Origin of the sequence: Flavobacterium sp. (assembly GCF_043722275.1) — a bacterium.
GTDB lineage: Bacteria > Bacteroidota > Bacteroidia > Flavobacteriales > Flavobacteriaceae > Flavobacterium.
Genome location: NZ_JAYSPC010000056.1, coordinates 1 through 21,919 on the forward strand (window position 1 = coordinate 1; position 21,919 = coordinate 21,919).

The 21,919-nt window shown below is 33.9% G+C and carries 14 protein-coding genes; 8 read left to right on the forward strand and 6 right to left on the reverse strand.

Annotated features, from left to right (window positions below; translation table 11 throughout):
• Nucleotides 1–221: 221 nt before the first annotated feature.
• Nucleotides 222–1,178, forward strand: coding sequence for an aldo/keto reductase (locus tag ACHZDT_RS07090; RefSeq protein ID WP_394773931.1), 957 nt, complete (start codon nucleotides 222–224; stop codon nucleotides 1,176–1,178).
• 117 nt (nucleotides 1,179–1,295) lie between these two features.
• Here the strand turns inward: ACHZDT_RS07090 and ACHZDT_RS07095 are convergent, their stop codons facing one another.
• The 6 genes from ACHZDT_RS07095 to ACHZDT_RS07120 all read right to left on the reverse strand — a co-directional run bounded on the left by ACHZDT_RS07095 (nucleotide 1,296) and on the right by ACHZDT_RS07120 (nucleotide 10,222).
• Nucleotides 1,296–3,281, reverse strand: coding sequence for a glycoside hydrolase family 97 protein (locus tag ACHZDT_RS07095; protein WP_394773932.1), 1,986 nt, complete (start codon nucleotides 3,279–3,281; stop codon nucleotides 1,296–1,298).
• 94 nt (nucleotides 3,282–3,375) lie between these two features.
• Nucleotides 3,376–4,665 (reverse strand): beta-mannanase, encoded by a 1,290-nt coding sequence (locus ACHZDT_RS07100; protein WP_394773933.1) that lies wholly within the window; start codon nucleotides 4,663–4,665, stop codon nucleotides 3,376–3,378.
• A 369-nt stretch (nucleotides 4,666–5,034) separates the two neighbouring features.
• Complete coding sequence (locus ACHZDT_RS07105; protein WP_394773934.1) at nucleotides 5,035–6,228, reverse strand: AGE family epimerase/isomerase; 1,194 nt, start codon at nucleotides 6,226–6,228, stop codon at nucleotides 5,035–5,037.
• Nucleotides 6,229–6,233: 5 nt separating this feature from the next.
• The gene (locus ACHZDT_RS07110; RefSeq protein WP_394773935.1) at nucleotides 6,234–7,424 is read right to left on the reverse strand and encodes a glycosidase; all 1,191 of its coding nucleotides are present in this window, start codon (nucleotides 7,422–7,424) and stop codon (nucleotides 6,234–6,236) included.
• A gap of 27 nt (nucleotides 7,425–7,451) precedes the next feature.
• Nucleotides 7,452–8,843 (reverse strand): MFS transporter, encoded by a 1,392-nt coding sequence (locus ACHZDT_RS07115; RefSeq protein WP_394773936.1) that lies wholly within the window; start codon nucleotides 8,841–8,843, stop codon nucleotides 7,452–7,454.
• A gap of 242 nt (nucleotides 8,844–9,085) precedes the next feature.
• A complete protein-coding gene (locus ACHZDT_RS07120; RefSeq protein ID WP_394773937.1) occupies nucleotides 9,086–10,222 on the reverse strand; it encodes a glycoside hydrolase family 26 protein in 1,137 nt (378 codons plus the stop codon).
• Nucleotides 10,223–10,524: 302 nt separating this feature from the next.
• Here ACHZDT_RS07120 and ACHZDT_RS07125 point away from each other — a divergent pair, with 302 nt between their 5' ends.
• The 7 genes from ACHZDT_RS07125 to ACHZDT_RS07155 all read left to right on the forward strand — a co-directional run bounded on the left by ACHZDT_RS07125 (nucleotide 10,525) and on the right by ACHZDT_RS07155 (nucleotide 21,602).
• Entirely contained in the window at nucleotides 10,525–11,403 is an 879-nt protein-coding gene (locus ACHZDT_RS07125) for an AraC family transcriptional regulator (RefSeq protein ID WP_394773938.1), read from the forward strand.
• 312 nt (nucleotides 11,404–11,715) lie between these two features.
• Entirely contained in the window at nucleotides 11,716–14,913 is a 3,198-nt protein-coding gene (locus ACHZDT_RS07130) for a SusC/RagA family TonB-linked outer membrane protein (protein WP_394773939.1), read from the forward strand.
• An 11-nt stretch (nucleotides 14,914–14,924) separates the two neighbouring features.
• Complete coding sequence (locus ACHZDT_RS07135) at nucleotides 14,925–16,523, forward strand: RagB/SusD family nutrient uptake outer membrane protein (RefSeq protein ID WP_394773940.1); 1,599 nt, start codon at nucleotides 14,925–14,927, stop codon at nucleotides 16,521–16,523.
• A gap of 18 nt (nucleotides 16,524–16,541) precedes the next feature.
• Nucleotides 16,542–17,597, forward strand: a complete 1,056-nt coding sequence (locus ACHZDT_RS07140) for an IPT/TIG domain-containing protein (protein WP_394773941.1) — start codon at nucleotides 16,542–16,544, stop codon at nucleotides 17,595–17,597.
• An 88-nt stretch (nucleotides 17,598–17,685) separates the two neighbouring features.
• Nucleotides 17,686–18,921: a glycoside hydrolase family 27 protein gene (locus ACHZDT_RS07145; protein WP_394773942.1), complete on the forward strand. Its 1,236-nt coding sequence runs from the start codon at nucleotides 17,686–17,688 to the stop codon at nucleotides 18,919–18,921.
• A gap of 18 nt (nucleotides 18,922–18,939) precedes the next feature.
• On the forward strand, nucleotides 18,940–19,899 hold the full coding sequence (locus ACHZDT_RS07150; RefSeq protein ID WP_394773943.1) for a glycoside hydrolase family 5 protein: 960 nt from the start codon (nucleotides 18,940–18,942) through the stop codon (nucleotides 19,897–19,899).
• A 608-nt stretch (nucleotides 19,900–20,507) separates the two neighbouring features.
• Nucleotides 20,508–21,602: an outer membrane beta-barrel protein gene (locus tag ACHZDT_RS07155; RefSeq protein ID WP_394773944.1), complete on the forward strand. Its 1,095-nt coding sequence runs from the start codon at nucleotides 20,508–20,510 to the stop codon at nucleotides 21,600–21,602.
• Nucleotides 21,603–21,919: the final 317 nt, after the last annotated feature.

Here is a 21,919-nt window from a genome sequence, read left to right on the forward strand (position 1 = left end):
GGTAATCTGCGATGGAGATCCCAGTAAATCACCACTATTTAATACAACTTAAAATATCTTCCGAACACTTATGTTTTTAAAACCTGTCGGGTTTACTTTTAGTAATAGAAAATATTTTTCTCGCAGATTTTGCAGATTTTTTTATCCGCTTAATCTGCAAAATCTGCGAGAGTTTTTTTTACCTTTAAAACCTATAAACTTTCAACCATTAAATAAAAATAATGAAATATAACAGATGTGGAAAAAGCGGGTTATTATTGCCTGAAATTTCTTTAGGATTGTGGCACAACTTTGGGTCGGTAGATAATTTTGAAAATGCCGAAAGTATCGCGGTCGAAGCTTTTGATAAAGGAATTACCCATTTTGATTTAGCGAATAATTACGGGCCGGTTCCGGGTTCTGCCGAAACTAACTTTGGTAAAATTTTATGGCATAACTTTCAGGGGAATTTACGCGACGAAATTATTATTTCGACAAAAGCTGGTTATACAATGTGGGACGGACCTTACGGAGATTGGGGTTCAAGAAAATATTTGCTGTCAAGTTTAGATCAGAGTTTGAAAAGAATGAAAGTCGATTATGTGGATATTTTTTATTCGCATCGCCCTGATCCTGAAACACCGATTGAAGAAACGATGATGGCTTTAGATTATGCTGTCAGATCTGGAAAAGCCTTATATGTCGGAATCAGTAATTATTCGGCTGAAGAAACTCGTGTTGCGGTTGATGTTTTAAAACAATTGGGAACGCCTTGTTTGATTCATCAAGCCAAATATTCGATGTTAGAACGTTGGGTTGAAGATGGCTTACTGGATGTTCTGGAAGAAAAAGGAGTAGGATGTATTGCATTTTCACCTTTAGCACAAGGACTTTTAACGGATAAATACTTAAAAGGAATTCCGGAAAATTCAAGAGCGCATAATCCAAACGGACATTTGAAAGAAGATGAGGTTACGGCTGAAAGAATTCAGAAATTAATTCAGTTGAATGAAATCGCTCAAAACCGAAATCAATCTTTAGCACAAATGGCATTAGCGTGGCTGCAAAAAGACAAAAGAATTACTTCGGTTTTAATTGGGGCAAGTTCTGTTAGGCAGTTAAATAATAATATCGATTGTTTACTAAGTCTGGAATTTAGGCAGGATGAATTGAATGCGATTGAGAAGATTTTATCTTAGTTTTTTAATAAATAATATCACGTTTACAATATAAACCCGACAGGTTTTAAAAACCTGTCGGGTTTGAAAACGTATAGAATTACGTATAGAATTACGTATAGAATTTATGAGATATTTTTATTTTGTTTGAATAATCATTGCCAATCCGCCGCCGCTGGCTAATTTATATTTTAATTTAGTTGTTGAATCAATGGTAATAATTTCTTTTTTATAATCAACGGCAGCTTTATCAGCATTTAAACCGTCTGAGAAAATTTCGGCTTCGAATTTTTTGCCTTTTTCAAGGAAAGAAAAATCGATTGTAATTTCTCTCGAATCCCAATTTGTGATAGCGCCTAAATACCAAATGTTTGCTTTTCTTCGGGCGATCGTCACATATTTTCCAACTTCACTATCTAATGCAACGGTTTCATCAAAAGTCGTTGGAACTTTTGCAATGAAATCAGTACTTTCCTGTTCCTTCATATAAGCCGTTGGACTATCTGCCATCATTTGTAACGGCGCTTCAAAAATCGTATAAAGCGCTAATTGATGACATCTTGTTCCCTGACTCATTGGGTTTGAATGACTTGGTTTGAATTCGCTTTTGGTAGCATTTCGCATTGCGCCCGGCGTATAATCCATTGGTCCGGCGATCATTCTGATAAACGGAATTGTACAATCATATAACGGAACGTCATCGTTTGGCGTCCATTTATTATTTTCTAAGCCTTTTACACCTTCAAAGTTTAAAATGTTAGGATAAGTTCTTTGAATTCCGGTTGGTTTGTACATTCCGTGAAAGTCCAAAAGTAATTTATTACCGGCTGCTTTTTGCGCAATATCGTAAACCGAATTTACCATTTTAGCATCATCTCGATCCAGGAAATCAACTTTAAAACCTTTGATTCCTAAATCAGCATAATTCTTGAAAATTCCTGCTGTGTTTTTGGTCAAAGCCATCCAGGAACTCCACAAGATAATACCAACATTTCGTTCTTTTCCGTACGCAATCAAAGCGTCGAGATCGACATTTGGATTGTGTTTCATAATGTCATCTTCTAAACTCCAGCCTTCATCTAAAACAATGTATCCGACTTTATTTTTAGAAGCAAAATCAATGTAATATTTATAGGTTTGAGTATTAATTCCTGCGTTGAAATCGATGTTGTAAATATTCCAGTCGTTCCACCAATCCCAGGCAACTTTTCCGGGTTTTATCCACGAAATATCTTTTATTTTTGATGGCTCAGATAATTTCTGAACCAGATCATTATTGGCTAATTCCGAATCATTTTCAGAAATCACAACAATTCTCCACGGAAAATTTCTTGTTCCTTTTGTCTTTACAAGATAATCGGCTCTTTCTGAAATTAATCTGTTGATGTTATTAAAACCGCCGTTTTTTTCCTGTAAAGGATATTTAGAAAAACGAGATTCAAAACCAGATTTTGAACTGTTATTCGTTACAAATAATCCCGGATAATCTTCCAGATTTGCTTCTAAGAAAATCGCTTTTTTATGATTTTTGTAATCAATTAAAAAAGGGAGGAAAGCCAAAGTATCTTTCGCAAATTCGCTGATTTTTTTATTCTCATAATGTGCTTCAAACGAAGATATATAAGGATCTTTCGGATTTCTTAAATCACGAACATACGGCATTAAAGTATTGTAATCCTGATCAAAATTCAACGTGACTTCTTCAGACTTTACTGTAATGTCATTTTTCTTTTTGGTAATAAAACGATATGCAACGCCATCATCAAAAGCACGATATTCAATACTGAAATCATTTTTAAAATTTAAAATTAACTGATTGTATTTATTTTGAACCGATTTTTTTTTATAAAACGGAGTTTCGAAAAAAGAATCTACACTTTCTTTTTTGGAATTTAAAACCACAGCATTTTTTCCTAAAATAACATTTTCATCCAAAGTCATTGACATTGCCGAAGGTGACAAAATCAAATCTTTTTCATGAGAAATCGTCCAGCTTATTTTATCATTCACCAAAATTTTGACTTCAATTTTTCCATCTGGAGAACTTAAAGTAAAATCTTGCTTCTTCTGAGAAAACGCAACATTTAGGAATAAGAAACAAAAAAGAATAAAATGTTTTTTCATATAGGAGTATTTTTAAACCATATAAGTTATATAAGTTCATTTAATATTGCGCAAAGCTTGGCTTTTCTTATATCACTTATATAGTTTAAAATTTTTATTTTTTATTTAGCTCTAAATTATATTTTTTTACAATATCCAAGGTCGATTTATCCGAAGAATAAACAGAGTTTAAGCCTTGTGGTTCTTGCGGAGGATCTGTTGTTAGCGGATCGCCGGGATTCCATTTTCCGTCTTTTGTAATTGCTTTTCCTTCACCGCCAAATCCCCAGAAATTTGCCGCTTGCAACGGGCCATTATTTTTAACGCTTTCGGCAACACGGCTAAAAATATAGTTGTAAAAAATATCTCTGTTTTTAACAGAAGATCCTGCTATTAAATTTTCATTTTCTCTCGGTAAACCAAATTCTTCAATAATAATTGGACGCTTTAAATTATTAGCGACTTTTATATGATCGTCAATATATTTTCCGGCATTTTCAAGCGTTGTTTGCATCGTTTTTTCGGCATTATCAGCTTTAAACCAGTTCCAGTTTTTCGGCCAAATGTGTATTGTCAGGTAATCAATGTTTGGATTTTTATGTGTTCTTTCAAAAATTTCCATGCTGTCATTCGAACTGTTTTTTCCTTCAGAACCTGTAGAAACTAAGTGATTTTTGTCTAAACTATCAATTAAATCTACAATGTTATTTAACCAAACAGTAAATTTTGCTTCATTTTCGACCGTAAAAAGTCTCGGTTCATTCCCAACCTGCCAAGCCATAATCGTATTATCTTCAGTATATTTCTTTTTAGAATATTTGTTTGTTCTTCCAATGATAAACTTCACATGATTTTCTAAAGCTTTCATACAAGGTTCACAACTATGAAATTGCTCTGTATACGACATAAATTGAGGCCATGTATTGGGTACAATATTCGGAACAGGAATTGCGCCTTTGCCATTCCACTCTAAATATTGTGACATTCCGCCGGACCATTCCCAATTGTTTGTCAAATATAAAACAGCATACATTTTGCGTTTGCTCATTTCCGAAATTACAAAATCCAATCCGTCAAGTAAATCCTCGTCATATTTTCCCTGCTCGTATTGCAACGCCGGACGAACGGTAAAATCATATTTTCCGCCATCGCCGCCAACAAGAATTCGGAGATTATCGATTCCGTTTTTCTGCATTAAATCCAGTTCGCGAAGCAATCTTTTTCGGTCACCCACTTTTTTCGAAGCCAGCAAACTTCCGTACCAATAATTCGTGCCAATATAGGCGTACGGTTTTTCGCCTTTATAAAATTGCGTTCCTTTCACGGTAATTCGTTCCTGCGCCTGACAAGCAAACGTCGAAAAAATCAAAGCTAATCCCAGAGTTTTTAGAAATATATTTTTCATTAGTTGTTTTTTTTGGAGCTATTTCCTGCTCCCGAAGCCTCGGGACGTTTCAATCTTTTGTGCCTCCCGAAGCCTCGGGACCGGCATAAAAGGATTTCCACTTCTATCAGGGCTAGGGATTTATGGTTTCAATTTGTCATTTCGAGGAACGAGAAATCACATAAAGTGAAGACATACAGTACGTCGCTCGCTGGATGTGATTCTCCTTCGTCGAAATGACACAAATACGTCGCACTCTGGATGTGATTTCTCCTTCGTCAAAATGACACAAATACATCGCTTTCTGGATGTGATTTCTCCTTGTTCAAAATGACAAAAAAAAATGTAAACCTGCGAAAATCCGTTTAATCCGTAAAATCAGTGGGCAATTTATTCCGTTTTTATTCTATGAATAAGCTCTAAACAAGCGCGGCTATTATGATAAGGACATTTCCAGAATCCGGCTTTGTCTTTTTCAATCAACGAATTGTCTTTGTTGATTCCCCAGAACCATTCCCCGTTTTGTTTGTCTAAAATGTGTTTTTTTATGAATTCCCAGTTTTTCAATACAATGTTTAAATAGCTTTCATTCTCTGTTAATTGATAGGCATTATAAAAACCAATTAAAGCTTCTGCCTGAACCCACCAATGTTTTTCGGCAATTAATTTGTTCTTTTCAGGATCAAATTCATACCATAAACCTCCGTCAATATCTAAACCTTCTTTGGTCACTTCTGCCATTTGAACGGCATGTTTTTTGTAATTCGCAATTAGTTTTTCTTCTTCAGCAATTTCGGCACATTGCAATAAAAGCCAAGCCGCCTCAATATCATGTCCGTAGGAGATAACGTCTGGTTTTTCGATCCAGTTTTCATCAAAAAATAAGTGTAAATGACCCGTTTCTGTATGGATAAAATGTTTTTCTATAGTCTGTAATAATTCAATAATATCATTTTGAAGCGTTTTATCTTTCCAAACTTTGAACAAATTCGCGTATGCTTCAACAATATGCAAATGCGTGTTCATGGTTTTCTTTTCATTGGCATCTTTATCGCTTAAACGCAAATCGTCAATTGGCTGCCAATCTCTTGTAAAAGCTTCTAAATAGCCTTTGTTTTTAGGGTCGTAACTGTATTTTTGAATTTTTAAATATAAATTAATCGCGATTGTTAGCGCTTTTTCATCTTTAGAAATAACATAATATTCAGATAAACCGTAAATAGCAAAAGCGAGCGCATAGATTTGGTTTTTGCTGTCCTTTGGAGTTTTGTCAACGTTAATGCTCCAGAATAAACCTCCAAATTCAACATCATAAAAATAAGTGGACAGAAACTCAAAAGCTCTTTTTGCTAATTTTTTATGTTCTTCGTTTTTGGTGCTTTGGTAACTCGCAGAAAACGACCATAAAATCCGGGCATTTAAAACAGAACCTTTTTCAGCGTTTTCAATTGCATTTTCATTAGCATCAATTTGACCAATAAAACCGCCATTGTGATCGTCGATCGTGTTTTTCGACCAATAATTCAAAATAGAATCAAGTTCAATTGTTAATTCAGATTTAAGCTGCTTTAGTTCTATTGACACGATAATTATATTGCGTTATTTTTTTCGATTTGATTGATAATTGTTTTCACAGAACCTGCTGATATAAAAGTATCTGCCGGCGCATTTGTAACATAATCAACCAGTTTTTCTACAGATGAAACTGCAACATGCATTCTTGTATCTGATGAAGCATAATATACATAAACGGTTCCGTCATTGTCTTCAATCCATCCGTTTGAGAATAAAACATTTGATACATCACCAACTCTTTCAATTCCTTCAGGTCCCATAAAATGTCCTGCGGGAACGTGCGTTACTTTTGTAATATCATGTAAATCAGTCATAAACATGTATAATGTATATCTTAATCCTGCGGCAGTATTACGAACTCCGTGTGCAAGGTGCAACCAGCCTTTTTCAGTTCTGATTGGAGCGGGACCAAGACCATTTTTCAATTCATAAATAGTGTGATATTGTTTCCCGAAAATGATTTTTTCATCTTTTACAACCGGATTTGTCATGTCTTCAACATATCCTAAACCAATTCCGCCACCAGCTCCAACATCAATAAAACCATCTTGCGGACGTGTGTATAAAGCGTATTTTCCGTTTACAAATTCAGGATGTAAAACCACATTGCGTTGTTGTCCTGTATTTGAGATTAAATCCGGCAATCTTTCCCAGTTTACTAAATCTTTGGATCGCACAATTCCTGCATTGGCTACAGCCGAACTTGTATCTCCTTTTGGTGCTTTTGGATCTTTTCTTTCGGTACAAAAAATGCCGTAAACCCAACCGTCTTCATGGTGAATCAAACGCATGTCATAAATATTTGTATCCGGTTCTTCGGTTTGTGGAATCACACATGGTTTATCCCAAAACTTGAAATTATCTACTCCGTTTGGACTTTCCGCTATAGCGAAAAAAGATTTTCTGTCGATTCCTTCTACACGAACAGCCAGCAAATATTTTCCGTTCCATTTCATCGCTCCGGCATTAAAAGCGGCATTCATGCCAATTCGTTCCTGTAAAAACGGATTTGTTTTTTCGTTAAGGTCAAAACGCCAGTTCAATGGTATGTGAGCTGCGGTAACAACGGGGTTTTTATAACGTTCGTATATTCCGTTTCCTGCGGTTTCCTGCGGAACATTTTTTTGCTCGGTTAGTGTTTTATGTTCTTTTTCTAATGCTACTTTTCTATCCTGAAATGTAGTTGAAGTGGCTATTGCTGTCATATAAATAGATTTCTGTATCTGTATTATTTAATTTATTTGATCTCTTTTTTCGTTTAAATCCTGTTCTATTACCTGAAGTTTTTCTTCGGATAATGGATAAAATGCGATAAAAACGACTGATATTATTGCTGCTATTGCGGGGAGAATACTTAACATTAGCTGGATTCCGTTTTGGGCTGTGGCAGTTTGTTCAACATTTGCCTGAAAACCATAATAACCCAAAAGCCATCCTGCTCCGGCTCCGCCAATTGTCCATCCAAATTTTTGTGACATTGATGAAGCTGAAAAAACTAATCCTGTGGCTCTGCGTCCTTGTTTCCATTCAGAATAATCGGCGCTGTCTGCATACATTGACCAGATTAACGGGAAGATACAACCCGCACAAATACTGATTAAAACCTGAAAACTCATGATTAGGAAAACGTCATTTTTTCCGAATAAGTAGAAAATCAAACTCAACATTGCGGCTAATGCCATTGCGCCAAAAAAGGTTTTCTTTTTACCAATTTTATTGGCAATTGGCGTTGCTATAATTACTCCGATGATATTCGCAGCTTGTCCTAAAACCAAATATATAGAAGTTGGTGTCATGTGAAAATCTGTTCCAAAAAGAGAAAAATCAAAGTTTACGCTGCTGCTTACATAATATTTGAAATAATAAACGGCTGCTCCATCGCGAATTGAATTGAAAACTAATGCGCCAATTCCGGCACCCAATAAAATCCACCACGGTTTGTTTTTTAGTAAATCCTGTAAATCTTCTTTTAGATTATTTTTTTCGTCGGAAATTGGTTTTACTCTTTCTTTAGTGAAGAAGAAACATCCCCAGAAAAAAGCGGTTGTAATAACTCCAAAAACTGAAATTGTTGCCAGCCAGCCCGTTTTAGAATTCAGGCTTCCGCCGAAATAATTTACTAATGGCTCAATTAACCAAAGTGCCAATAAACTTCCTCCAAATGCAAAAACCATTCTGTAAGATGACAACGTAGTTCTTTCTTTTCTGTCAGATGACATTACGCCCAAAAGCGATGCATACGGAACATTGATTAGGGAATAAATCATCATCATTGCCGAATATGTCACGTAAGCGTAGATTATTTTTCCTTTTTCGTCAAAATCAGGTGTGTAAAAAGTCAAAACTCCAATCACGGCAAAAGGCACGGCAACCCATAATAAATACGGTCTGAATTTTCCCCATTTACTTTTTGTTCTGTCTGCGATGATCCCTACGATTGGGTCGAAACAAGAATCCCAAATTCTGGTGACTAAAAACATGGTTCCAACAATGGCAGGTGCCAGTCCGAAAACATCGGTATAGAAAAAGAGAAGGTACATGCTGAAAATTTTCCAGAACATGGATGATGCGGCATCTCCAAGACCGTAACCTACTTTTTCTTTTAAACTAATTTTGTCGTGCATTAGGTTTTTTTTAATGGTTGTAACTTAGATTTGGTTAATTATTTTAATGTTTTTATTTGTTGATTTTTTTTGACGCGGATAAAACAGATTTACTTCGTAAAAACGCGGATAAAAACGGATTTTATTTTTAATGTGATGTTTAAACACATAGAACCATAGATTTTTTGAACTTAAAAAAAAGCGTTTCAATTATTTAAATGAACACAGCCAACTTATTTAAGCAGATTTTTAATTTTTAATTCTCAATTTTTCATTTTATTAATGTCTTTTTCGAATAGGGTTTTATCAAGCTTGTAATATTCAATAAAATCCTTTTCGCTTACTTGTCCGGAAAATGGCGCGTAATAATGCATTTTTTGTTCTTTTTCCTGCCAGCCGTGGTTTCTCCATAATAATACGTAGGAGATTTTATAATCCCCAATCGCTTTTGATAAAGTTCCTGTCCACCATTTTGGGTCTGGAATTGCTTCATAACCTGCTTCGGCTATCGCAATTAGTTTATGCTGTTTTATACCAATTTCGTTTATGATTTTAAGCTGCTTTTGTACTTCGTCAATAAACTTTTTTCCGTCTTTATCGTCATTATTCTGGTAGGAATCAAAACTTATAATATCGGCGTAATTATCTCCGGCATAATTGGTTAAAAAATCTTCTTCTGAGCTGAAACCGCCGGTGTTATAAATATAAATTAAATTATGGACTCCTTTTTTCTGTAAATAATCAACGGTAAATTTCCATAATGTTTTAAATTCTTCTGGTGTACAATTTCCTTTTCCCCACCAAAACCAGCCTCCGGTAAGTTCGTGATAAGGTCTGAACAGGATTGGAATATTTTTTCCTTTTTTGTCTTTTAATGATAAAAGATAAGTAGCTGCTTTATCTAACCAAATAGTGAATTTTTGATGATTTTCTCCACCGGGTAAAACTGTTTTAAGGGAATTTGGCGTGTTATCCCAGGCACTTTTTCCGGTTGCAGGATTATCAAAATGCCAGCTTATCGTTGTGATTCCGCCTCTTTCGTGACTTTCTTCTATATATTGCTTCATTTTTGGAAATGGAATTCCATCTATATTATTCGGACTGTCTTTTTCAAGACCTGCAAGATCCCAACCATAAACCGCTGGATAATCGCCAACAACATCTTTTATGTCGCTTCGGCCGTCTTCGTATTTCCAGTTGACACCATAAGCAAGATCGTCCTGATGACCAAACATATATCCTTTTTGCGTTAATTGAGTGAGTTTTTTATAAAGAGAAACTGTCTCGGGTGTTGCTTTTTTATCTGAAAGTGACAAATTAGTATTACTGTCACGATGCTGTGCAGAACATGAAATTCCTGTAACTACCGTAAAGATTAAGGTTATAATGTTTTTTTTCATTACAAATATGCTTGTTATTCAGTTTGTTAACTGTGATTTATAAATTGGCAATCAATTAAAACGCAACTAATTTCTTATTTGAAATTTGATACTCATTTTGGATTAAAATTATCAAAACTATAAAAAGATAATATATTAAAAATGATTAATGTTTATTATGAATGTAGTTTTTATAAAAATGATAATTCTATTTTTCAAAGATAATAGGATGTTTATTGCCTAATTAATATTATTTTATCAATTATATATCATATTATTGCAAACAAAAAAATCAATATTACTTTCTAAAATAGTTTTTAAAGATGGGCAGCACTAAAAATTTTTACAGAGAAATAGCTCCGCTTTCGGCTGGGGATAGTTTTTTAGTTTTCGACAGAGTAAAAGATAATTTTGATTTTCCGGTTCATTATCATCCGGAATTCGAGATCAATTTTATCTTAAACGGAAAAGGAGTGAAGCGTGTTGTGGGTGATAATATTGAGGAAATTGACAATGTTGAATTGGTTTTAATTGGACCAAATTTATATCACGGCTGGGAATTAAATAAGTGCACAAGTAAAAAAATCCATGAAATTACGATCCAGTTTCATAATGATTTATTTCATGAATCTTTTCTTGCGAGACGAATTATGAATCCTATCAGGGATATGTTCAACAGATCTATTCATGGGATTTTATTTTCTAAAAAAGTTGCCGAAGAATTGACGCCAAGACTTATAAGGCTCTCTAAACTAGACGGTATGGATTATTTTCTTGAAATTACGTCTTTGTTGTATGATTTGGCAAATTCCAGAAACCAACGTTTGCTTTCGACTTATACGGTGGATTATGATACGTTTGATGATTATGATAAAATGAAGCTTGTTTATGAATATGTGCAGAAACATTTTGCAGAAAAGATCACTTTAGAGGATGTTGCAAATATTGCGAGTATGTCAATTATTTCTTTTAATAGGTTTATAAAAAAACGTACCGGAAAAACTTTTGTGAATTATATTAATGATATCAGGATTGGTTATGCTGCGCGCTGGCTTGTAGAAAAAGATATGAGTGTTTCTGAAGTTGCTTTTAAGTCGGGCTTTAATAATATTGCGAACTTCAATCGTAGTTTTAAGGCTATTAAAAATTGTACGCCTAGTCAGTATAGAGAAGATTTTTCTGGATTAAAGCGTATTTTGTAGTGATACTTTTTTTGCACAAATAAATATTATTTTTAACGAAATCGATTGCTTTTTAATGATTTCGTTAATTTTTATTTATAGTTTATAGTGGTTTAACTGGTTGTGTTTGCGAATAACGTAATTTTTATTCTGTTTTATTTTCATATATGTTTTTTTAAAGTAGTATAGTAAAAATATTATCATTAAATGATATAATACTATCGATTTAATGTTTTCTACTGTTATAGATTTGTTAAATAATTTAAGATATAAAACACCAACCTTTTACAACTTGAATTAGAGATAACAAATTTAAACTAACCAAACTTTATTATGAAAAAACTAATGACTAACTTCATTCATTGGAACGCTAACCACAGAGCAGTTCCTTTGATTTTATTTTTGTTACTGACCAGTAATTTTATTTCGGCTCAGATAAAAGTATCAGGAATTGTTGCCGATGAAAAAGGACTTTCTATTCCGGGAGCAAATATTTCGGTTGTGGGACAAAAAACTACGGTTTCTACTGACTTCGACGGAAAATATACAATTGATGTTCCTGCAAATGCTACTTTAGTATTCTCATTTATAGGATTCGATACACAAAGGATTGCTGTTGGAACCGATAAAACGATCAATGTAGTTTTAAAAACGAATGCTGAAGACTTAAAAGATGTAGTCGTTATTGGTTACGGAACTCAAAAGAGAAAAGACATTAATAGTGCTATTTCCAGTATTAGTTCAAAAGATATTGAGAATTTAAAAGTGGTTTCTTTTGACCAGATGATGCAGGGTAAAGCTGCCGGTGTTGTTGTAAGCAGCAATTCTGGTGAACCGGGAAGTAATGTTTCGGTAAAAATTAGAGGTGTTTCATCTTTAACAGGAACAAATGAGCCTTTATATGTGATTGATGGTGTGCCAATTTCCGGTGATGCCCGTAACTCCTCTACTTCTGGTAGAAATGCTTCGGGAAATTCGAACTTTTCTAACTCCGGTAATATTACTTTAAGTCCCTTGGCGCTTATAAATCCTAATGATATTGAATCTATCGATATTTTGAAAGATGCTTCTGCTACGGCAATTTATGGTTCTCGTGGAGCAAACGGAGTTGTAATTGTAACTACCAAATCAGGTAAAAAAGGAACGGGGAAATTATCTTTTGAGAATTCTTATTCTATCAGTAATCTGCCTAAAAAATTACATTCTATGAATTTGCAGCAATATGCAGTTCATCAAAATGCTTTGGCTGAGGTTTATGATCCTACGGCTAAACGTCCTGAATTTGCACATCCAGAGGTTTTGGGTGCTGGAACAGATTGGCAGGATGCAATTTATGAAACCGGAATTATGACTTCAAATCAGTTGTCTTTTTCTGGTGGAAAGGAAGGAATCAATTATTATATCTCCGGTGGCGTTTTAAATCAGGAAGGGATTGTAATTGAATCAGGATTTAAACGATATAATTTTAGAACTAATCTTGATGCTAAAGTCAATAAATTTATTAAAGTTGGTATTAACGTAAGTGGCGCTATTACTGATGAAAAATTAACTTTAAATGGTCAGTTTAATGGTGTAGTTGCAACTTCGTTATTAGCAACTCCGGATGTGGCAGTTAGAGAATTATCAGGCGCTTTTGCTGGTCCGCCAGCTGGAGGAGCAACATCGTTTGTTAATCCTGTAGCAACATCTTTATTAGGATCTAATACATTGGTAAGAAAAAATTATTCCGGAAACTTTTATACTCAGGTTGATTTATTTAAAGGTTTAGAATATCGTTTTGAAGCCGGTGGTTATTTATATGACAATTTAGGCGAGCGTTTTGATCCTATGTATTCATTGGGAAATGCGGTAAAAAGTTTTGCTAATTTATATTACAATCCGTCAAGCGGAAATTCATGGAACTTAAAAAACATGCTTACTTATAGAAATACTATTGGTAAACACAACTTTACAATTTTGGCAGTGCAGGAATCTAATAGAGCGCATTGGGAGGGATATACTATTACGGGTGAAGGTTATAAGGATAATAATGATAAATCGCTTGCGGCTTCTGACTTGCCTAAAGCGGTTACAAGCGGTGTGTATTCAGGAACTCAAACTTTAGCTTCATATTTAGGAAGAGTTGTTTATGATTATGGTGATAAATACGGAATTTCTGCCGCAGTAAGAACTGACGGATCTTCAAAGTTTTTCGTTGGCAATAAATGGGGCGTTTTTAGTTCTGTAGGCGGTTCATGGAAAGTTTCTAATGAATCTTTTATGGAAGGAACTAAAAAATATGTTGACGGTATAAAAATTAGATTTGGTTGGGGACAAACGGGAAATAACCAAATTGGAAATAATTTATATGACGCTAATTTGCATTTGATTAATAGTTCAATGGGAACTTCTTACTTGCCATCAAATACACCTAATAAAGATTTGAAATGGGAAACTCAGGATCAGACTAACTTAGGATTAGATTTTGCTTTATTTAAATCTAAACTTACGGCTTCGGTAGATTTGTATAAAAAAGTTTCTAAAAATTTCTTGTATCAGGTTCCTTTGCCTAACTACCTTTCTGGTGGTGGAGATTATGAAGGTGGGGTAAATCCTCCGTATTTTAATCTTGGAAGCATGGAAAATAAAGGTATTGAGATTACACTTGGTTATACCAATCAGTTTACAAAAGATTTTTCATGGAATGCTAATTTAAACTTTACTAAATATGTAAATGAGGTTACTAATATGGCAGGATTAAATATTGTGAAAACAATGGGAACGCTTGCTTATAATACGGTAACGGTTTCAAGAACTCAGGAAGGTTTGCCAATAGGTTCGTTTATTGGTTATGAAGCTTTAGGAATTTACAAAACAGATGACGATTTGACAACTTACGGTCATGCAGATGCAACGGGTAATAAAGTGGTCCTTAAAAACGGAACAAATTCATTATTACCAAGTTTTCAAAAAGGAGACGTAATTTATAAAGATCAAAATAATGATGGTGTTATTGACTTAAAAGATATGGTAAATATTGGAAATCCAAATCCTAAATTTACTTATGGTTTTACCAATAACTTTAAATATAAAAATGTCGATTTATCTGTATTTGTTCAGGGAACGGCAGGAAATAAATTAATGAATTTAACGCGTGCGTCAGGTACAATGAACAGTAATTTAGGTACAAACTATTTGACTGAAGCTGCTGATTTTTATTCGGCTTCAAATTTAGATGCTTCGTTGCCAACGCCATCAACTTACGATCATATCAACAATGCAGTTTCAACGCGCTTTATTGAAAATGGATCTTATTTAAGAATTCAGAATGTGACTTTGGGGTATTCTTTGCCTTCGGATATCATTTCAAAACTAAAATTAACAAGATTGAGGCTTTATGCTTCAGGACAAAATTTGTTCACATTTACTAAATATAAAGGATATGATCCTGAAGTGGGTTCTTATAACCAGGACGCATTATTATCTGGTGTTGATAACGGACGTTATCCAACGCCGAGACAAATAACTTTTGGTTTTAATGTTGAATTTTAATACGAATTAATATGAAAAATATACTAAAAATAAACGGTGCCATTGCTATGGCGTTGCTATTAATGATCTCATCGTCATGTTCTCAGGATTTTCTTGATGTGCCGGCAGAAGGAACTCCTACAATTGGTAACTATTACGACTCAGATACTAAACTGGATAATGCCAGTAACGGATTGTACGGTCTTGTATGGTTTAATATGAATAAATCGGCATTTTACGGAATTACAGATGTAATTTCAGGCAATATGTATGCAAGTCCGTATAACGATTTTGGAAAATTCACAGATTTGAGTTTTACTAATTCACAGGCTTTTATATCAGATGCGTGGAGATCATGTTTTGGTGCTATTGCAAATTCTAATGCATACATCAGTAATTTGCCTCAAAGTGTTGGACCTAATGTGAGTAAAGAAGCGTTGAATAATGCTCTAGGAGAATCACATTTTATCAGAGCTTTTTCTTATTTCTTTCTGGTAAGATTATGGGGAAATGTGCCAATTATCGAAAATAATGCTGATTATTCAAAAAACTTTGTGATCCCAAGTAATCCTACCGAAGATGTCTACAAGTTTATCGAAAATGATTTAAAATTTGCCATTGCGAATTTAAGAACTAAAAACAGAGGTTCAGACTATGCTTCAAATGCTCACGTATCAAGCGGATCTGCAAAAGCATTTTTAGCGAAAGTATATTTGTATGAAAAGAAATACGATTTAGCGAGACAAATGGCTCAGGAAGTAATTAATAGCGGTGAGTTTAAATTGTTAGGTGGAGAAGAATTGCCTACAAAATCTTTTGCCGATTTATTTTTACAGAAAAACAACAATAACGAAGAGTCTATTTTTTCATGGCAATGGACGGGAGCGGGAACTTACTTTGAAGGAAACTTTTCAAATACTTTGTTTGCTCCAGAAAACAGATTGGTTGAAACGACTTATTCAGGTCAGATTGCACCATCACAGGATTTAATTCATAATGTTTTTGAAGACGGAGATAGAAGAAGAAAAGAAACATTTATGCTTCCGGGTGATTTTTATCCAAATTTAACTTATGCTCAAACACTTGCGGTTGATTCTCCATTGATTTTAGGATATACATTTGCGATCGAAAATGAAGCTCAAAGTTCAGGTGGCGGATTGAAAAAATACGTAATCGGAAAAGAGAATTTGCCAATTACCGGACCATTTAATCCTCCGTTTAACGGAGAAAGCAGCATGAACAGTTATATGATGCGTTACGCAGAACTTTTATTGATTCATGCCGAAGCAATTTTGGGCGGACAATCAGGAAGTACGACAGATGCAATGGCGTTAAAATCTTTTAATGCAGTACGTTTAAGAGCGGGACTTCCTATAAAAGCGTCTATTTCATTTGATGATATTTTTAAAGAAAGACGTGCAGAATTAGCTTGCGAAGGAGATTACTATTTTGACTTGGGACGTTTGCCTTTTGCTAAAGCCAAAGCAATATTAGAAGCACAAAACAGAGGAGATAAACTGGTAGAAAAACACATTTCAATTTCTGCAAGTAACCTTTTATTGCCTTATCCGGCAGATGATTTGATTAAAAATCCAAAATTGACAGAAGTAGCACCGTATACTTTTAAATAATTTTTTAAAAATAAAAATATGAAAAATATAAAAATTGTTTCGTTAACAGCATGTATGACGTGGATGTTATCTTTAATGTTTTTAAGTTCATGCTCAAACGATGATAGTGCTTCTGCTTATACAGGTGCGCCGGTTATAGAATCAATATCACGTTCCGGTTATGATTTAGCAGGAAATCTTTTGCCATCGACTCCCGTTACTTTAGTTGATCCAAAAAATTATTATATCATTCACGGAAAAGGATTGCTTTCTGTAACAAAAGTATATTTCAATGATTTTGATACTTATTTCAGACCAACTTTTGTAACAGATACAGATATAATTGTATTAGTAGATGAAAAAACGCCTTATGCAAATGCTGCAAATGAGTTAAAAGTTGTTACAGGCAGAGGAACTGCTGTTTTTAATTTAACGGTTGCGCCTCCGGTTCCTACTTTTAATTGGTTCAATTCCATAAATGCTGCCGAAGGTGATATAGTGACACTTAACGGTGATTATTTTTTGAATCCGGTTGTAAAAGTTGGAACAGAAAATGTACCGGTTGTTTCTTCTACTTTAACTGAAATAAAATTTAAAATGCCGGCAAACGCAACTGATAAATATGTAACAGTTAGCAATATTTCGGGTGCTGCTGTTTCTGCCGAGGCAGTTGGTTCAGCACTTTATGATGATGAATTACAAGGAGACGCAGGTCACAATGCTTGGGGAAGTGCAGATGTTTTTAATACTTCTTTTAAAGATGATAAAGTACAAGGTGAATCATCAATTAAATTTGTTTTTGGTGGATGGAATGGTGCAGATATGAAATTTAATTCAAGAGATGTTTCTAAATATAAGGCGTTTAGAGTTAAGGTAAAAAGTATCTCGCAAAATGCCAATGCAAGTATAACTTTTGTGTTTGGCGGATGGGCTTATCAAATCAAAAAATCATTAACGTCAACATGGACAACTATCGAAATTCCTTTTTCGGATATTGGAAATCCAACAACATTTGATCAGTTGACTTTACAGGAATCCGGAAATTTTGGTGGAAATACAATCCTTATGGATGACATGGGATTTGTATTGAAATAAGATATTTATTTGAGTTTTGTTTTAAAATATTCCCTAATCAACTCCATTAGGGAATATTTTTTTTAGTAATTAATTTGAATTTTTAATAATGAAAAAGATCATTTTAGTATTTGCTTTGTATTTGTCAAATTTTGGCTTTAGCCAAGGGAATACTCATACGCAATTAGCAGGAAAGTTTGAAGGTTTAGCAACGACGCCGCCAATGGGTTGGAATTCGTGGAATACCTTCGGGACAAGTATCGATGAAAAATTAGTAAAAGAAACGGCAGATATTATGGTTTCGTGCGGAATGGCTGCGGCTGGCTACAATTATATTGTGCTTGATGATGGCTGGATGACCAGAGAACGCGATATAAATGGGGATTTAATTCCTGATCCGGTTAAATTTCCTAACGGAATGAAAGCGGTAATAGATTATGTGCATAGCAAAGGTTTGAAATTTGGGTTGTACAATTGTGCAGGAACGCAAACTTGTGCGGGTTATCCCGGAACACGCGGTTATGAATATCAGGATGCCAGATTTTATGCAAAATTAGGAATCGATTTTTTAAAATATGATTGGTGCAATACACAAGGAATTACTGCTAAAGAAGCTTATACAACAATGAGTAATGCGCTAAAAACTGCTGGAAAACCAATCGTTTTTAGTCTTTGCGAATGGGGCGATAATCAACCGTGGGAATGGGGAAAACCAGTTGGGAATTTATGGAGAATTTCCGGCGATATTTATCCTTGTTTTGATTGCGAATTCAAACATGAAGAAGGAAATTGGTCATCTTGGGGATTTATGAAAATCGTAGAAATGCGAAAGGACATTCGTAAATATTCAGGTCCGGATCACTGGAATGATTTTGATATGATGGAAGTTGGGAACGAAATGAATGATACCGAAGATAAATCGCATTTCTCGATGTGGTGTATGATGGCGTCTCCGCTTGTTGCCGGAAATGATTTTAGAAAAATGTCAAAAGAAACTTTAGCAATTTTAACCAATAAAGAACTAATTGCTGTTGATCAGGATAAACTAGGAATTCAGGGATTTAAATATTCTGCCGAAGATGGTTTAGAAATCTGGGTTAAACCTTTATCAGATGGAAATTGGGCTGTAACTTTTTTAAATAGGAGTGAAGTGCCTAAAAAAGTCAACTTCGACTGGAAAAAACATATCATTAAAGACGCTGATTTTGGTTATGAAGCTAATTTTGGCACAACAGTTTATAAATTAAAAGATCTCTGGAAGAATAAGGAAATTGGAAATACAAAAAAGAATTTCACTGCTGATATTGCTCCGCATGACGTAATCACGTTACGATTAATTCCTTAAATCATATTTATTATGAAAATGAAAACAATATTTTTTACACTTACCTTATTAATGATTGTTTCGGCTTCAAATGCCCAATTTGTAAAACATCATGGTCAGTTAAGCGTTCGCGGAACTCAATTAGTCGATAAAAATAATAACCCGGTCGTTTTACGCGGAATGAGTTTTGGCTGGCATAGTATGTGGCCAAGATTTTATAATGAAAAAGCGGTTAATTGGTTAAAAAAAGATTTTAACTGCAATGTTGTTCGCGCAGCAATGGGAATTGAGTTAGGGGAAATGTCATATATAAAGGAGCAACAATTTTCTAAACAAAAAATAGAAGCGGTTGTAAACGGAGCTATAAAATCTGATATATATGTGATAATCGATTGGCACAGTCATAATATTAATCTCAAAGAAGCCAAAGAATTTTTTGCTGAGGTTTCTAAAAAATATGCAAAATATCCTAATATTATATATGAGATTTTTAATGAACCTGATTATGAATCCTGGCCGGAAATTAAAGCTTACGCTGAAGAAGTAATTAAGGTAATAAGAGAAAATGATCCTCACAATATTATTTTAGTTGGATCACCACATTGGGATCAGGATGTAAATCTTCCGGCAGCCGACCCAATTAAAGGATTTGATAATATAATGTATACGATGCATTTTTATGCTGCAACACATGGTAAAGATTTAAGAGACAGAACCGACGAAGCTATAAAAAACGGTTTACCAATTTTTGTTTCAGAATCTGCAGGTATGGAAGCAACAGGTGACGGACCTTTAAATATTAAAGCGTGGCAAGATTATATAGATTGGATGGAAACTAAAAAGTTGAGCTGGATCACATGGTCAGTTTCGGATAAAGATGAAACATGCTCAATTCTTAAAAAATCCGCAAAATCAGAAGGAAAATGGAAAGACCAGGATTTAAAAGAATCCGGAATTAAAGTACGTGAGTTTTTAAGAAAATACAATACGGAACATTAGATTTAGTTTTCTAATTTTTAAAAAGCCTGTTCAGATTTTGAACAGGCTTTTTTGTTTCTGTTAGAATCGATTTTAAATTTATTAAAGAAATAATTGAAATAATTTAAAAATACAATTGTAGTTTTTTGTGAATTTTTTTGTAAGAATTTTAATTGTTGCGTTTTTTGAATTGAATTTTATTTTTTCTGAATTTTATGTTGCTAAATTTTTATGATTATTTTTTATACCCCTATTTTTTATAGGGGTGTTTTAGTTTTAAAGATGTTTTTTGGTTTTAATGTTCTTTTTTGTAATGTATTTTTATGTTTTACGCTATGTTTTCGGTTTGAAACAGGTTATATTGGTTATTGAATTTTCAAAAATAATTGACGATAAATGTCAAATCACGATTATTGTTAATTTAATTTTTGTAATCCATAATTCTGCCCTCAAATTGTCAAAAAAATAGACTCCAAGTCTTTTACTCGTACAAAAGTTAATAAATTCGCTAATGAAAATGAGGATGTTTTGGCGGCGAATAAGAGGTTTTAGAAATGACTTATACTATTACATAGATATATAAAAGATTAACTAACCAGAATCAATTAATAACTAAAAACCAATTACACATGAAAAAAGTATTTCACATTTTAGCCGCGATGTTAACAAGTTCTTTTGCTTTTGCCCAAGATGATACTGAAGCTTCAGTTTCACCGGCAACAACTTGGGGAGGATCGGCAGACGCTTACTATAAATATGATTTTTCAAAACAAATGAATGGATTAACGAGCTTTACCAACTCACAAGATTCATTCGAATTAGGAATGGCTTCTGTAGAAGCATCACACACGTTCGGAAAAGCTTCTGTTTTTGTAGACTTAGGTTTCGGAAAAAGAGCAGGGGAATTTTCATATAATGAGACAACAGATAAAGATATAAATGCAAAATTTTTAATTAAACAATTATTTTTCACTTATCAAATAACAGACAAATTTAAAGTAGTGGCAGGAAGTTTTGGAACACATATAGGATATGAAGTATTAGACGCAGTAGACAATAAAAACTACAGTATGTCTTATGCATTTTCTTATGGACCGTTCTTTAATACAGGAGTAAAAGCGCAATATACATCAGGAAAATTTACAGCGATGTTTGGTATCACAAATCCTACCGATTTTAAATCTGCAATGGATGCAGGTTCAAGTCAAAAAACGTACATAGGACAAATAGGATATATTGGTGAAACAGGAAGTGCTTATTTAAACTTTACAACAGGAAGTACTAATCCCACTCCTGGAACTTTAGTTGTACCATCTGATGAAAATAAAACTCAGTTTGATTTAACTGCTTCAAAAACAATAAGTGATAGTTTCGGACTTGGATTTAATGCGACTTATGCTAAAAGCAAAAATGATTTTGACAGCACGTTAGACGGAGAATGGTTTTCGATAGTAGGATATGCTAATTATGCTTTCAAACCTACTTTAAGTTTAGCTTACAGAATTGAATATTTTGATGCTAAAGATGCTGCTCCAAGTTTAGGAATACTAACAGGATCTAGTGTTTTTGCTAATACGGTTTCTTTAAATTATAAAGTTGGAAAACTTACAATAATTCCAGAGTTAAGATACGATGCTGCTTCCGAAGATATCTTTTTAGATAAAGATGCTTTGCCAACAGGTGGATCTTTCTACGGATTAATTGCTACAACATACTCTTTCTAGAGATAAAGATTGATATTTTTTTTTTTTTTTGGAGCTGTCGAAACATACTAATGTTTTGGCAGCTTTTTTATTTGCATGATATTTTTTTTGCCACAGATTAAATTGATTAAAAAAGATTAATGGTTGCTGTCTTTTTTTTGCCACGAATTTTCACGAATTTTCTATTTGTCATCATAATCTGCAACTTAACTATGTGTTTTAATTCTTAAGGACAAAAATCCTTTTCAATGTGTGGCTAAACTCAGCATTTTAATTTGTGTTAATTAGTGGAATTCGTGGCGAAAAAAACTAAAATCATTTTATCACTATAGCTATCG

What these genes read in the sequence shown, in the direction of transcription:
- ACHZDT_RS07090 (WP_394773931.1), top strand. Translation starts at nt 222, where the DNA reads ATGAAATATAACAGATGTGGAAAAAGCGGGTTATTATTGCCTGAAATT.
- ACHZDT_RS07095 (WP_394773932.1), bottom strand. Translation starts at nt 3,281, where the DNA reads ATGAAAAAACATTTTATTCTTTTTTGTTTCTTATTCCTAAATGTTGCG.
- ACHZDT_RS07100 (WP_394773933.1), bottom strand. Translation starts at nt 4,665, where the DNA reads ATGAAAAATATATTTCTAAAAACTCTGGGATTAGCTTTGATTTTTTCG.
- ACHZDT_RS07110 (WP_394773935.1), bottom strand. Translation starts at nt 7,424, where the DNA reads ATGACAGCAATAGCCACTTCAACTACATTTCAGGATAGAAAAGTAGCA.
- ACHZDT_RS07115 (WP_394773936.1), bottom strand. Translation starts at nt 8,843, where the DNA reads ATGCACGACAAAATTAGTTTAAAAGAAAAAGTAGGTTACGGTCTTGGA.
- ACHZDT_RS07120 (WP_394773937.1), bottom strand. Translation starts at nt 10,222, where the DNA reads ATGAAAAAAAACATTATAACCTTAATCTTTACGGTAGTTACAGGAATT.
- ACHZDT_RS07125 (WP_394773938.1), top strand. Translation starts at nt 10,525, where the DNA reads ATGGGCAGCACTAAAAATTTTTACAGAGAAATAGCTCCGCTTTCGGCT.
- ACHZDT_RS07130 (WP_394773939.1), top strand. Translation starts at nt 11,716, where the DNA reads ATGAAAAAACTAATGACTAACTTCATTCATTGGAACGCTAACCACAGA.
- ACHZDT_RS07135 (WP_394773940.1), top strand. Translation starts at nt 14,925, where the DNA reads ATGAAAAATATACTAAAAATAAACGGTGCCATTGCTATGGCGTTGCTA.
- ACHZDT_RS07140 (WP_394773941.1), top strand. Translation starts at nt 16,542, where the DNA reads ATGAAAAATATAAAAATTGTTTCGTTAACAGCATGTATGACGTGGATG.
- ACHZDT_RS07145 (WP_394773942.1), top strand. Translation starts at nt 17,686, where the DNA reads ATGAAAAAGATCATTTTAGTATTTGCTTTGTATTTGTCAAATTTTGGC.
- ACHZDT_RS07150 (WP_394773943.1), top strand. Translation starts at nt 18,940, where the DNA reads ATGAAAACAATATTTTTTACACTTACCTTATTAATGATTGTTTCGGCT.
- ACHZDT_RS07155 (WP_394773944.1), top strand. Translation starts at nt 20,508, where the DNA reads ATGAAAAAAGTATTTCACATTTTAGCCGCGATGTTAACAAGTTCTTTT.